This window comes from Streptomyces sp. NPDC040622, from assembly GCF_055593965.1.
Genome location: NZ_JBVIXD010000011.1, coordinates 183124 through 196027, shown reverse-complemented (window position 1 = coordinate 196027; position 12904 = coordinate 183124). Strand labels below are relative to the sequence as shown.

General features: G+C 73.1%; 13 protein-coding genes. 10 read left to right on the top strand and 3 right to left on the bottom strand.

The features are described 5' to 3' along the window. Nucleotides 1–100 precede the first annotated feature (100 nt). The gene (locus ACZ592_RS31095; RefSeq protein WP_471585002.1) at nt 101–958 is read left to right on the top strand and encodes a helix-turn-helix domain-containing protein; all 858 of its coding nucleotides are present in this window, start codon (nt 101–103) and stop codon (nt 956–958) included. Nucleotides 959–1008: 50 nt separating this feature from the next. On the opposite strand, the gene ACZ592_RS31090 is transcribed toward ACZ592_RS31095, so the two are convergent. After that, on the bottom strand, nt 1009–2022 hold the full coding sequence (locus tag ACZ592_RS31090) for a carbohydrate kinase family protein (RefSeq protein ID WP_471585001.1): 1014 nt from the start codon (nt 2020–2022) through the stop codon (nt 1009–1011). Between the two features lie 200 nt (nt 2023–2222). Here ACZ592_RS31090 and ACZ592_RS31085 point away from each other — a divergent pair, with 200 nt between their 5' ends. After that, nucleotides 2223–2648, top strand: coding sequence for a Rieske (2Fe-2S) protein (locus tag ACZ592_RS31085; RefSeq protein WP_471585000.1), 426 nt, complete (start codon nt 2223–2225; stop codon nt 2646–2648). A gap of 60 nt (nt 2649–2708) precedes the next feature. Here ACZ592_RS31085 and ACZ592_RS31080 read toward each other — a convergent pair whose 3' ends face one another. Continuing rightward, a complete protein-coding gene (locus tag ACZ592_RS31080; protein WP_471585107.1) occupies nt 2709–3614 on the bottom strand; it encodes a hypothetical protein in 906 nt (301 codons plus the stop codon). 321 nt (nt 3615–3935) lie between these two features. Between ACZ592_RS31080 and ACZ592_RS31075 the strand changes: the two genes are divergently transcribed. Both ACZ592_RS31075 and ACZ592_RS31070 read left to right on the top strand, forming a co-directional pair. After that, a complete protein-coding gene (locus tag ACZ592_RS31075; protein WP_471584999.1) occupies nt 3936–4616 on the top strand; it encodes a papain-like cysteine protease family protein in 681 nt (226 codons plus the stop codon). 5 nt (nt 4617–4621) lie between these two features. Beyond that, nucleotides 4622–5464, top strand: a complete 843-nt coding sequence (locus ACZ592_RS31070; protein WP_471584998.1) for a hypothetical protein — start codon at nt 4622–4624, stop codon at nt 5462–5464. A 120-nt stretch (nt 5465–5584) separates the two neighbouring features. On the opposite strand, the gene ACZ592_RS31065 is transcribed toward ACZ592_RS31070, so the two are convergent. Beyond that, a complete protein-coding gene (locus tag ACZ592_RS31065) occupies nt 5585–6535 on the bottom strand; it encodes a L,D-transpeptidase (RefSeq protein ID WP_471584997.1) in 951 nt (316 codons plus the stop codon). Nucleotides 6536–6681: 146 nt separating this feature from the next. On the opposite strand from ACZ592_RS31065, the gene ACZ592_RS31060 reads away from it, so the two are divergent. The 6 genes from ACZ592_RS31060 to whiA are packed head-to-tail and all read left to right on the top strand — an operon-like array spanning nt 6682 to nt 12838. Further along, a complete protein-coding gene (locus ACZ592_RS31060; protein ID WP_471584996.1) occupies nt 6682–7203 on the top strand; it encodes a SigE family RNA polymerase sigma factor in 522 nt (173 codons plus the stop codon). Beyond that, nucleotides 7193–7819, top strand: a complete 627-nt coding sequence (locus ACZ592_RS31055) for a L,D-transpeptidase (protein WP_471584995.1) — start codon at nt 7193–7195, stop codon at nt 7817–7819. Before ACZ592_RS31060 ends, ACZ592_RS31055 begins: the two co-directional genes overlap by 11 nt. A 36-nt stretch (nt 7820–7855) precedes the next feature. Then, entirely contained in the window at nt 7856–9907 is a 2052-nt protein-coding gene (gene uvrC / locus ACZ592_RS31050; protein ID WP_471584994.1) for an excinuclease ABC subunit UvrC, read from the top strand. Continuing rightward, nucleotides 9904–10839 carry an RNase adapter RapZ gene (rapZ, locus tag ACZ592_RS31045; protein ID WP_471584993.1) on the top strand — a complete coding sequence of 312 codons (936 nt, stop codon included), beginning with the start codon at nt 9904–9906 and terminating at the stop codon, nt 10837–10839. Before uvrC ends, rapZ begins: the two co-directional genes overlap by 4 nt. After that, on the top strand, nt 10836–11858 hold the full coding sequence (locus ACZ592_RS31040) for a gluconeogenesis factor YvcK family protein (protein ID WP_471584992.1): 1023 nt from the start codon (nt 10836–10838) through the stop codon (nt 11856–11858). Before rapZ ends, ACZ592_RS31040 begins: the two co-directional genes overlap by 4 nt. Beyond that, complete coding sequence (gene whiA / locus ACZ592_RS31035; RefSeq protein WP_471584991.1) at nt 11849–12838, top strand: DNA-binding protein WhiA; 990 nt, start codon at nt 11849–11851, stop codon at nt 12836–12838. The genes ACZ592_RS31040 and whiA overlap by 10 nt, the downstream gene beginning before the upstream one ends. Nucleotides 12839–12904: the final 66 nt, after the last annotated feature.

Genomic DNA, 12904 nt, shown 5'->3' with positions numbered 1-12904 from the left:
GCGACCACCTTGCGGCGCGGTCCGGACGCGAGGAAGGCCGGGTCGATGCTGGTAGTGACAGGGCCACGATCCGCCCGGCGGCCGCTGGTACGTTCACGGGGTGAGCGAGAACGAGCTGGGAGTCTTCCTGCGGCAGCGCAGGGAGGCCGTGACACCCACCGAGGTCGGACTGCCCAGCGGCCCCCGCCGTCGTACGCCGGGACTGCGCCGCTCAGAGGTCGCGACCCTCGCCGGGATCAGCGTCGAGTACCTCACCCGGCTCGAACAGGGCAGGGATCGCCACCCCTCCGCCCAGGTGCTCGGCGCCCTCGCCGACGCGCTGCGCCTGCGGGTCGAGGAGCGCGTGCACCTGCGCCGACTGGAGAAGGAGGTGGCCGGGGGAGACCCCTGCTGCCCCGCCGCCGTGCCGCCCGCGGAGTCCGTCAGGCCCACCGTGCGGGCCATCCTGGACAGCCTGGAGCCCGCACCCGCCGTCCTGCTCAACCGCCTCGCCGACGTCCTCGCCTGTACGAGGGGCTACCGGCGGATCGCGGAGCCCCTCGGCATCCTGGACGGCGAGCGACCCAACCTCGCCCGCTTCGTCTTCACCGACCCGCGGGCCCGTACCGCCTACCCTGAGTGGGACCGCTTCGCCGACGACATGGTCGGCCACCTCAAGACCGATTCGATGCTCGACGACCCCCATGTGCGTGCCTTCACCGACGAGTTGACGGTCGACGCGGGCGCCCCTTTCGCCGACCGGCTGTCCGGCGCGCCCGTGCTGCCCCGGCGCAGTGGTCTTGAGCGGCTGACCCACCCCGAGGAGGGCGCGCTCCGCCTCGAGTACGAGACGCTCGCGCTGCCCGACAGGGACCCGCAGCGACTGATCGTCTACGTCCCTGCCGACGCCGCCACGTCGGCCGCTCTGGACCGCCTCAACGGCCGCAGGCCCGGCGGCCTGCACGCCGTCAACGGCTGACCGTCCCAGCGCCTCGCCGGCCGCCGAACGCTCACGCACTCCCGGTTCCGTCAGGCGGGCCCGGCCAGTTCGGCCGCGTACGGCGGCTCCGCGCCCGCCCGTGAGCAGGTGAGGGCCGCCGCGCGCGCCGCGAACCGCAGGACGTCGGTCCAGCCCTCGGCGCCGAGAGCGGCCAGGCCCCGCGCCGACAGCGCGTCCCGGGCGGCGAGACCGTGCAGCAGCGCCGCGTTGACGGTGTCGCCCGCGCCGATCGTGTCCACCACGTCGACCGCTTCGCCGGGTACGCGAAGCTCCGTGCCGTCGGTGCCGTCTTGGGTGTACAGCGACAGGCCGTCCCCGCCGCGGGTGACGACCACGGCCGCCGGGCCCGCCGCGAGCCACTCGTGCGGGGTGCCGCCGAGCCAGGCCGCGTCCTCCTGCGACAGCTTGAGCAGTGACACCGACGGCAGCCAGCTCTTGAACCGCGCGCGGTAGGCGTCCGCGTCGGGGATCAGGCCGGCACGCACGTTCGGGTCGAGCGCCGTGAAGATGCCGCGCCCTGCCGCGCGCCGCATCAGCTCCTCGTACGCGCTCGCGCCCGGCTCCAGGACGAGCGAGCACGTGCCGAACGACATCGCCCGTACGCCGTCGGGGAGTTCGCCGGGGGCTTCGAAGAGCCGGTCGGCGGTGCCCTGGACGTAGAAGGAGTACCCGGCCGAGCCGTCCGCGCCGATCGAGGCGACGGCGAGCGTCGTCGGCTCCGGGCCGCGCTGCACGGACGAGACGTCGACACCGGCCGCCCGCAGCCCGCCCAGCAGCGCCTCGCCGAACGCGTCCCGCGAGACGCGCGAGCAGAAGGCGACGGGCGAGCCGAGCCTGCCGAGCGCCACGGCGGTGTTGTACGGGCCGCCACCGAGGCGGGGCGCGAGCACGGGCAGCCCCGCATCGCCGCCACCCGTCGACGACCCCCCTGACCCCCGTGACCCCCCTGACTCCTCTGGCCCCCTTGATCCCTCTGGCCCGCCTGATCCCGGTGGTCCCTGCGGCACGAGGTCGATCAGGGCCTCTCCTGCGACGACAATCACGGGTGGATCCTCTCGGGCGCTGCCGGCTCGGCTCGGGCGCCGCGGCACGCGGGGCGCGGCGTCCCGCTCAGGCTAGGCCGTGCGCGGGGCCGCGGGCGGAAGCGGGCAGTACTCGGGCGCGCTCGTGCCCGACCCGGTCGCGGGGCCGTGCACCGGTATGGTCTGATCCGTCACCGATGCCCCTGACCTGTGGAGACACCATGTCCGGCACGCCCCACGCCCGCCGCACCGTGCTGCGGGCCGCCGCTCTCGCCCCGGCCGTCGGGCTCGGGCTCACGGCCTGCTCGTCCGGCGAGGGGTCGAACCGTTCGGCGCCGACCGCGCCGGTGGACCTGGGCGCGGCCGACGCGGTGGAGGTCGGCGCCTCGAAGCTGTACACGGACCAGAACGTGGTGGTCAGCCGGATCTCCGACGAGGAGTACACGGCGTACAGCACGATCTGCACGCACGCGCGCTGCCCGATCAACACGCTGGAGGGGCACAAGCTGATCTGCCAGTGCCACGGCAGTCAGTTCGACGCGACCAACGGCAAGGTGCTGCACGAACCGGCCGTCGAGCCGCTCGTCGAACTCCCGGTGAAGGTGGCGAACGGCAAGATCGTCGCGGGTCCGGAGAAGAAGGCCTAGCCCCGGCCTCCGCCCGGCGGAGCGACCCCGCCCCGCCCCGTCCCGAGCAGCTCACTCCCATCACTCCCAGTCCCAGGAGATCCCCAGGATCCCCGCCCGCACCTGCGGCTCGACCAGGTGGACCGAGCGGTGGCTGCCGCTCAGCGTCAGTTCCTGCCGGCCGCCGCGCGGGGCCGCCGCCGAGTGCTGGGTGAAGCGGTGGCAGCGTACGGGCAGGGCCGCTTCGTCGTAGCGGATCTGCAGCGCGTACTGGCCGCCCGCGTAGGTGAAGCCGCGCTGGTACTCGGTGGCGGTCCCGGCCGTGCCGTCCTCGAATCCGTAGCCGAAGAGATGCGTGTCGCCCGCGCGCAGCCGCGCGTCGAAGAGCAGCTCGGCGACCAGCACCCCCGTCCGCTGGTGCCAGCGCACGCGCCCCGTACGGCAGTTCTCCAGGGCACGCACCTGGACGCGGTCGGGGGAACTGCCGGGGTCGCCGTGGTAGATGGCCAGATAGCGGTCCACGCCGTCCCGGTGGGCGCGCACGACGTGCTGCGACTCGCGGCCGAGCAACTCGCGGCGCGCGCCGATCCGCACCCGCTCGTGGTGCCCGATGGTGTGCAGCCCGCCGTCGACCGGCGAGCCGAGCTCGTCCAGGAGCGAGCGGAGCACGTCGGAGGCCTCCACCAGGGAGCGGTACGAGCGGGCGGCGGGCCGGGTCCGGTCGGCGCGCTCGTCCGGCCGGACGAGCAGCCGGATCAGTGACTCCTCGGGGAGCTGGAGTATCTCCTCCAGGGCGCGCACGGCGCGCAGGGACTCGGCGCGCTGGGGACGGCGCGCGCCCTGCTGCCAGTAACTCAGGCTCGTCACCCCGACGTTGACGCCGTGCCGCGTCAGGTGATGGCGTATGCGTTGCAGGGGCAGGCGCCGCACGGCGATCGCGGTGCGCAGCGCGAGGTGGAACGGGCCGGTGCGCAGGGCGGCCTCCAGGTCCGCAGGTGCCTGCGGAGCGTCGGCTTCCGCGTCCCGTTCGCGCTGGTCCCTCCGCTCGCCCTGGCCGTCCGCGAGTCGTGTGCCGTGCCGCAAAGCGGACTCCTTCTGTGAACGTTCACTCTTCTCGTTCCGGCGTTCGCGCCGGTGAGGGCGGGCTGCCAGGTGGACGCACGGCCCGTGTTCACATCCGTACGCCGCCGTTCACGGCCCAAGTAATCCCGCATTGAAGCGTGTTGACCTGCACCCGACAACACTCGATGCTCAATCGCAGCGTCCGGACGCGCTCCTCCACACCCCACCCCGCTCGGGAGGACCGCGATGCGCCCACCCCACCCCACCAGCAGCGGCACCGGCAGACGGAGACGCCTCTCCGCACTCGCCGTCGTCGCCGCCGCCCTCTTCGCCGCACCGGTGGCCTCGGCCACGGCGGCGCCGCTCCACCCCGCCCCCGTCACGTCGGCCGCGCCCGAGGCCGCCAGGGCGAGCGGCGTCACCTCCGCCGAAGGCCCTTCGGTGCTCGCCGCCAAGCGGCTGAACATCACCATGCAGGCCCAGCAGAAGACCAACTGGTGCTGGGCCGCGGGAGGCAACACCATCGCGACCTTCCTGGGTCGCTCCTACAGCCAGAACCAGTTCTGCAACGCCGCCTTCGGGCGCAACCAGAACACCGAGTGCCCCAACAATCAGGCCACGCTCGGCAATGTGCAGAGCGGCCTGCGCTGGGCGGGCATCAGCCCCGGCTCGTACGTCACCGGCTGGCTGCGCTATCCGACCGTGAAGGCCGAGATCGACGCGGGCCGCCCGGTCGAGACCCGCATCCAGTGGTCCAACGGCGGCGGTCACATGCACGTCCTGTACGGCTACGACGATGCCAGCAGCTGGGTGTACTGGGGCGACCCGTGGCCCTCCAACGACCGCTACAACTGGGCCTCGCACGACTGGTACATCAACAACAACACCTTCTCCTGGACCCACTCGCTGTACCGGATCGGGGCGTGAGAGCGATGACCCGTCAGCTTCCCCGCCACCTGGTCAAGGCTGCCCTCACCGGTACGGCGGCCACCGTGTTCCTCGGCCTCGCCGGCCCGGCGGCCGCCGCCGACTCCGGTCCCGCGGCGCCCCCGGCTCCGTCCGCCGCCTCCCGTGACGCCGCACACCGGGCGGCCGGGGCGCCGCGGACCCTCGACACCCTCTCCCGCTTCTTCGCGCGGGAAGGAGCGGTCAGCAGGACCGCGGCCGACCCGCGGGTCGAGGGCGGCACCGTGCCCGTCTACTACCTGTCGCCGGACTTCGTCGCAGGCAAGAAGGACGCCCCCGTCGCCCGTCTGGAGTTCCTCGCCAGCAAGGCGGTCTCCTCGGACGGCCAGGAGGCCTCCCTCTGGACCGTCGAGCGGGGCGACTCCTGGCAGGTCGTGAACATCGCCACCGGCGACGACGAGACCCACTACGCGCGCGTGGGCGCCGAGAAGCTCCCCGGAGGCACCGTCTTCCACGAGCCGCAGATCAACGCCTGGTACGTCCAGGACGAGGACCACGCGCGCGTGCTGCCCCTCGACAAGGACGCGGTCCGCGCGGTGGGCGCCGACGGGGCCTCCGTCGCCGCCTACCGCAAACGGGTCCAGAAGGCCTACGGCGACAAGCTGCCCGGTTCCGCGTACGAGAAGTCGGGCAAGGCGGGCGGCTACGACACCGCCCGGCCCGCGCCCGCGCAGGACGCGCAGGCCGCGGAAGACGGCGTGCGCGGCCCGGTCACCGTGGCCTCCTCGATAGCCGGCGCGGGCGCCCTGCTCGCCCTCGGCATCTCCGGGACGGCCCTCGTGCGCCGCCGCACGGCACGGCGGGGCTGACCCGCCAAGGCCCCTGAGGGCCTAGAAACCAGAGGCCACAGAGGCCACAGGGAACTCAGGGGCACCACGGAGCGGCAGCCGGAACGCCGGCTGCCGCTCCCGTGCGGTATTTCGCGCGCGTCAGCGCAGGGCGCTGCCCTCCCGCCACTGCTTCCAGCCGACGTTCCAGCCGCCGTACCCGTTGCCCGCCGCCACGGTCTCCTTCGAGCCGACGACCCGCACGATGTCGCCGGGGATCACGTCTTCGTAGAAGCGCCGGGCGGTTCCGTCGGTGGCCAGGCCTATGCAGCCGTGCGTGACGTTGTCCTCGCCCGCGGCGGCGTTCGCGTTCGGGTTCTCGTGCAGGTAGGTCCCCGAAGCCGTCAGGTGGACCGCGTAGTTGTAGTAGTCCTTGTACGCCTTTCCGTACCCCACGGTCCGGGAGTCCATGAGGACCCGGGACTGCTTGTCGAGGACGACCATCGTGCCGTTCCAGGTGTCCATGCCCGGCGCGCCCGCCGTGACCTTCACCCGGCGCGTCCTGCCGTCCTTCACCACCGTCATGGTGTGGCTGCGCACGTCCACGGTGGCGACGAGCGAACGGCCCACGCCGAACGTCCGGGTGAGCCCCGACCCGGCCCGCACGGTCACCTGAGTGCCGGGCTTCCACGGCTCGCGGGGCCGGTAGTCGAGGCGCTGCCCGTCGTGCAGGGCGCGGTCCTCGACCCAGCTCCACGACCCCGTCACCCCGGGGTCCGTCCGCACGTCCAGGTGCCGCTCCACCGCGGCCCTCCGCGCGACCGGCACCGGACGGTCGAAGGTGAGTGATATCGGCATGCCGACGCCGACGGTCTGGCCGTTGGAGACATTGATCCGCACGCCTTCCAGGGCGGCGGGCTGCGGGGCGGGCTTTCGCGCGGGCTTCTCCCGCGCGGACGACGCACGGTCCGCCGCCGGCGGCGCGGGCTTCTCACCGCCGGGCCGACCGTCGCCCGCCCCGTGCTGCGCGGAGCAGCCCGCGAGCACGAGCGAGCAGAGCACCGCCGCTCCCCACGCGCGCGTGCCGCGTCCCGTCGTGATTCCTGTGGTCATCGGTCCCCCTGGGCTGTGTTTCGATATACGCGACCTGTACGCACGGGGGAGGCGGCGGGTTGCACACGAGGTGCGGGAATTTCCGGACCGGTCGCGGACCGGCCGGGACCGGGGGATCCGGCGGGTCCTGACAGGGGCGCGGGGGCATGACGGAGGACGAGTTCGACGCGTTCTACACCACCGCTTTTCCGCGTCTGGTCGGTCAGTTGTACGCCCTGACCGGGGACCACGGCGAAGCGCAGGACGTCGTCCAGGAGGCGTTCGTCCGCGCCTGGGACCGCCGCGACAGTTTCCTCGCCGACGAGGCCCCCGAGGCCTGGATCCGCACGGTCGCCCTGCGCCTCGCGGTGAGCCGCTGGCGCCGGGCCAGGCGCTGGCTCGACCTGGTGCGCAGGAACCCGCCGGCCGACCGCGTCCCCGGCCCGGGACCCGAGCACACCGCCCTCGTCCAGGCGCTGCGCACCCTGCCGGAGGCGCAGCGCACGGCCGTCGTCCTGCACCACCTGTGCGACCTGAGCGTGGAGCAGGTAGCCTCCGAGACCGGCTCGCCCGTCGGGACGGTCAAGGCCCGCCTCTCGCGGGGCCGGGCGGCGCTCGCCGCGCGGCTGTCCGCCGAGCGGGACGGCGACGACGAGCGGAGCGCGAAGGAGGACGGCCGTGTCCGATGACCTGACCTCCGCGCTGCGGGACCTGGCGGCCGACCACCGCACGCCGCCTCCCGTGCCCGGCGCCGAGATCCGCCGCCGCGCCGCCCTGCGCCGCCGCAGACGCCGTACCGCGGCCGCGGGAGCGGCCCTCGTCACGGCGGCGGTGGCCGTCACCGTCACCGTGGGTCTGCTCCCGGGACCCGGCGACCGCCCGCACCGCACACCGGCGCCGGCCGCCACCGCCGGCACCCGCGAGCCCGCCGCCACCGTCGACCTGGCACGGCACCGGATGACCGTCGGGAGCCGGACGCTGCCCGTCTCCGCGGGAAGCGCCCAACACCCCACCCCGACCGGCCGGATGACGGTCGTCGCCCTGCACCGCGAGAAGCGCCTGCCCGCCGGGGACCTGGGCCTCGGCGGGGAGTACGACCTGACCCTGCCGTGGGTCGTCGAGCTGCGCACCCCCGACGGCCGCACCAACTACGTCGTCGCGATCACGTACGACGAGAAGGCGCCGGGCGACAGGGACATCACCCGGGGCTGGATCGGCCTGCGCACGGCCGACGCCCGCCTGCTCCACGACCGGCTGGAACCGGGGGACGTGATCACCGTCCGCACCGGCGGAGCCGGACGCTGACCCGCGCTGTCAGCCCCCGCCAGTAGGCTGTCCGACATGGCCGACCCTTCCAGCTACCGCCCCAAGCCGGGACAGATCCCCGACGCCCCGGGGGTCTACAAATTCCGCGACGAGCACCGCCGGGTGATCTACGTCGGGAAGGCCAAGAGCCTGCGTCAGCGCCTGGCGAACTACTTCCAGGACCTGGCCGGGCTCCACCCGCGCACCCGCTCCATGGTGACGACGGCGGCCTCCGTCGAGTGGACGGTGGTCACCACCGAGGTCGAGGCGCTGCAGCTGGAGTACTCCTGGATCAAGGAGTTCGACCCCCGGTTCAACGTCAAGTACCGCGACGACAAGAGCTATCCGTACCTCGCCGTGACGATGAACGAACAGTTCCCGCGCGTACAGGTGATGCGCGGCGCCAAGAAGAAGGGCGTGCGCTACTTCGGTCCGTACGGGCACGCCTGGGCGATCCGCGACACCGTCGACCTCCTCCTGCGCGCCTTCCCCGTACGCACGTGCTCCGCGGGGGTGTTCAAGAACGCCACCCGCACCGGCCGCCCCTGCCTCCTCGGCTACATCGGCAAGTGCGCGGCGCCCTGCGTGGAGCGCATCACCCCCGAGGACCACCGCGAACTCGCCGAGGACTTCTGCGACTTCATGGCGGGCCGCACGGGCACGTACATCCGCCGCCTGGAGCGACAGATGGCGGACGCGGCCGAGGAGATGGAGTACGAGCGGGCCGCGCGCCTGCGCGACGACATCGACGCCCTCAAGAAGGCCATGGAGAAGAGCGCCGTCGTCCTCGCCGACGCCACGGACGCGGACCTCATCGCCCTCGCCGAGGACGAGCTGGAGGCCGCCGTGCAGATCTTCCACGTCCGCGGCGGACGCGTGCGCGGACAGCGCGGCTGGGTCACCGACAAGGTCGAGGCGGTCACCAGCGGCGGCCTCGTCGAGCACGCCCTCCAGCAGCTGTACGGGGAGGAGAGCGGGGACGCCGTTCCCAAGGAAGTACTGGTCCCCGCCCTGCCGGATCCGATAGAGCCGGTCCAGGAGTGGCTGACCGAGCGCCGCGGCGCCAACGTCTCGCTGCGCATCCCGCAGCGCGGCGACAAGAAGGCCCTCATGGAGACCGTCGCGCGCAACGCGCAGCAGTCCCTGGTCCTGCACAAGACCAGGCGCGCCTCCGACCTCACCACGCGCTCCCGCGCCCTGGAGGAGATCGCCGCCGCCCTGGAGCTGGACAGCGCCCCGCTGCGCATCGAGTGCTACGACATCTCGCACCTGCAGGGCGACGACGTCGTGGCGTCGATGGTGGTCTTCGAGGACGGCCTCGCCAGGAAGAGCGAGTACCGCCGCTTCCAGATCAAGGGTCGTGTCGGAGACACGCAAATCTGGCACGGCCAGGGGCAGGACGACGTCCGCTCCATGCACGAGGTGATCGCGCGCCGCTTCAAGCGCTACCTCGCCGAAAAGGAGAAGACCGGGGAGTGGGTCGACGAAGAGACGGGTGAGGTGGCGGACAACGGCCCCACCGAGGAGGACGGCCGGCCCAAGCGCTTCGCGTACCCGCCGCAGCTCGTCGTGGTCGACGGCGGCCAGCCGCAGGTCGCGGCCGCCAAGCGGGCCCTGGACGAGCTCGGCATCGACGACGTCGCGGTCTGCGGGCTGGCCAAGCGCCTGGAGGAGGTCTGGGTCCCCGGCGAGGACGACCCGGTGATCCTGCCGCGCACCAGCGAGGGCCTCTACCTCCTGCAGCGCGTGCGTGACGAAGCCCACCGCTTCGCCATCACCTACCAGCGCGCCAAGCGGGCCAAGCGCTTCCGGGCGGGCCCGCTGGACGACGTGCCGGGCCTGGGCGACGCGCGAAAGCAGACGCTGATCAAGCACTTCGGTTCGGTGAAGAAGCTCCGATCCGCGACAATCGACCAGATCTGCGAGGTTCCGGGCGTGGGCCGCAAGACGGCCGAGGCCATCGCGGTGGCCTTCGCCAAGGCCGAACCCGCCGCGCCCGCCGTGAACACGGCGACCGGAGAGATCATGGAAGAGGAGGAACCCGTGACCGCGGGCACCTCGGAAGAACGACGGGGGCAGGAGACATGAGCGAGCACGACGAAGGTGGAGAGCAAGTGAGTGCGGGCACGCCCATCGAGACACCCGGAGTCCCCGACGCCGCGATCCCCGAACTGGTGATCATCTCCGGCATGTCGGGCGCCGGGCGCAGTACGGCGGCCAAGTGCCTGGAAGACCTCGGCTGGTTCGTCGTCGACAACCTGCCGCCCGCGCTGATCCCCACCATGGTGGAGCTCGGCGCCCGCTCGCAGGGCAACGTCGCCCGCATCGCGGTCGTCGTCGACGTGCGGGGACGGCGCTTCTTCGACAACCTCCGCGAGTCCCTCGCCGAACTGGAGTCGAAGAACGTCACCCGGCGCATCGTCTTCCTGGAGTCCTCGGACGAGGCCCTGGTCCGCCGCTTCGAGTCGGTCCGCCGCCCGCACCCCCTGCAGGGCGACGGCCGCATCGTCGACGGCATCGCGGCCGAGCGCGACCTGCTGCGCGAGCTGCGCGGCGACGCCGACCTGGTCATCGACACCTCCAGCCTGAACGTGCACGAGCTGCGCGCCAAGATGGACGCCTCCTTCGCGGGCGAGGAGGAGCCCGAGCTGCGGGCCACCGTCATGTCCTTCGGCTTCAAGTACGGCCTGCCGGTCGACGCCGACCTGGTCGTGGACATGCGCTTCCTGCCGAACCCCCACTGGGTCCCCGAGCTGCGCCAGTACACCGGCCAGAACGAGGAGGTCGCGGCGTACGTCTTCGGCCAGCCCGGCGCCAAGGAGTTCCTCGACCGCTACACCGAACTGCTCCAGCTCATCGCCGCGGGCTACCGCCGCGAGGGCAAGCGGTACGTGACGATCGCCGTCGGCTGCACGGGCGGCAAGCACCGCTCCGTGGCCATGTCGGAGAAGCTCGCGGCGCGCCTGGCGGCCGAGGGCGTCGAGACCGTCATCGTCCACCGGGACATGGGGCGCGAGTGACCCCCAACCGCCGGACCGTCCGCCTGAGCCGACTGGGCCGCAAGCGGGGCGCCCAGCCGAAGGTGGTCGCGCTCGGCGGGGGCATGGGCCTGTCCGCCTCGCTCGCCGCGCTGCGCCGCATCACCGGAGCCGGAGACCTCACCGCCGTCGTCACGGTCGCCGACGACGGCGGCTCCAGCGGCCGCCTGCGCGACGAGCTGGGCGTGCTGCCGCCCGGCGACCTGCGCAAGGCCCTCGCCGCGCTGTGCGGCGACGACGACTGGGGCCAGACCTGGTCCCGCGTCATCCAGCACCGCTTCCAGTCCAAGGGCGACCTGCACGAGCACGCGGTCGGCAATCTGCTGATCGTCGCCCTGTGGGAGCAGCTCGGCGACCACGTCCAGGCCCTGGACCTGGTCGGCAGGCTGCTCGGCGCACAGGGCCGGGTGCTGCCCATGTCGGCCGTCCCGCTGGAGCTCCAGGCCCTGGTCAGGGGGCACGACCCGGAGCGCCCCGACGACGTGGACACCGTCCGCGGGCAGGCCACGGTGGCCCTGACCCCCGGCGAGGTCCAGTCCGTGCACGTGGTCCCGCACGACCCGCCGGCCGTCCCCGAGGCGGTCGCCGCCGTCCTGGACGCGGACTGGGTGGTGCTCGGCCCCGGCTCCTGGTTCTCCTCGGTGATCCCGCACCTGCTCGTGCCGGAACTGCTCGACGCGCTCACCGAGACGAAGGCCCGCAAGGTCCTTCCGTTGAACCTCGCTCCGCAACCGGGAGAAACCGATGGCTTCTCTCCGCAGCGTCATTTGGAGGTTTTGGCCCGACACGCCCCTAAACTCGCCCTGGACGTGGTGCTGGCCGACGAGGCCGCCGTGCCCGACCGTGAGTCACTGACCGATGCCGCGAAGCGGCTCGGTGCCACGGTCGAGCTGGCGCCGGTGGCCCGGCCCGACGGGACTCCGAGGCACGACCCGGAGCTCCTGGCAGCCGCGTACGACCGTATTTTTCGGATGCATGGAAGGATCGGCCCATGGCGATGACGGCAGCGGTGAAGGACGAGATCTCCCGGCTCCCCGTCACCCGGACCTGCTGCAGAAAAGCAGAGGTCTCGGCGATCCTGCGGTTCGCGGGCGGCCTTCACCTGGTGAGCGGCCGCATCGTGATCGAGGCGGAGCTGGACACCGCGATGGCGGCGCGCCGCCTGAAGCGGGACATCCTGGAGATCTTCGGGCACAGCTCGGAGCTGATCGTGATGGCCCCCGGCGGCCTGCGGCGCGGCTCGCGCTACGTGGTGCGCGTGGTCGCGGGCGGCGACCAGCTGGCCCGCCAGACGGGTCTCGTGGACGGCCGGGGCCGCCCCATCCGCGGCCTGCCGCCGCAGGTGGTCTCGGGGGCCACCTGCGACGCGGAGGCGGCCTGGCGCGGGGCCTTCCTCGCGCACGGCTCGCTCACCGAGCCGGGCCGCTCCTCCTCCCTCGAGGTGACCTGCCCGGGCCCGGAGGCCGCGCTCGCGCTGGTCGGCGCGGCACGCCGGCTGCAGATCGCGGGCAAGGCGCGCGAGGTGCGCGGAGTGGACCGGGTCGTCGTGCGCGACGGGGACGCCATCGGCGCCCTGCTCACCCGATTGGGCGCGCACGAGTCGGTGCTCGCCTGGGAGGAGCGGCGGATGCGCCGCGAGGTGCGCGCCACCGCCAACCGCCTGGCCAACTTCGACGACGCCAACCTGCGCCGCTCGGCGCGCGCGGCCGTCGCCGCGGGCGCCCGTGTGCAGCGCGCCCTGGAGATCCTCGGCGAGGAGGTGCCCGAGCACCTCGCGGCCGCCGGACGCCTGCGCATGGAACACAAGCAGGCTTCCCTGGAGGAGCTGGGCGCGCTGGCCGACCCGGTGCTGACCAAGGACGCGGTCGCGGGCCGGATCCGCCGGCTGCTCGCGATGGCCGACAAGCGGGCCCAGGACCTGGGCATTCCGGGGACGGAGTCCACTCTGGCCGAGGAGCTCGCGGACAACATGGCGGTCTGACGCCGGTCCCGTACGCCTCGTGAGCCGCTGGTGTCCCCTCGGGCACCGGCGGCTTTCGCATGCCCG

Coding starts and splice junctions, on each gene's coding strand:
- whiA (WP_471584991.1), top strand. CDS start 11,849: ATGGCGATGACGGCAGCGGTGAAGGACGAGATCTCCCGGCTCCCCGTC.
- rapZ (WP_471584993.1), top strand. CDS start 9,904: ATGAGCGAGCACGACGAAGGTGGAGAGCAAGTGAGTGCGGGCACGCCC.
- ACZ592_RS31075 (WP_471584999.1), top strand. CDS start 3,936: ATGCGCCCACCCCACCCCACCAGCAGCGGCACCGGCAGACGGAGACGC.
- ACZ592_RS31070 (WP_471584998.1), top strand. CDS start 4,622: ATGACCCGTCAGCTTCCCCGCCACCTGGTCAAGGCTGCCCTCACCGGT.
- ACZ592_RS31065 (WP_471584997.1), bottom strand. CDS start 6,535: ATGACCACAGGAATCACGACGGGACGCGGCACGCGCGCGTGGGGAGCG.
- uvrC (WP_471584994.1), top strand. CDS start 7,856: ATGGCCGACCCTTCCAGCTACCGCCCCAAGCCGGGACAGATCCCCGAC.
- ACZ592_RS31085 (WP_471585000.1), top strand. CDS start 2,223: ATGTCCGGCACGCCCCACGCCCGCCGCACCGTGCTGCGGGCCGCCGCT.
- ACZ592_RS31060 (WP_471584996.1), top strand. CDS start 6,682: ATGACGGAGGACGAGTTCGACGCGTTCTACACCACCGCTTTTCCGCGT.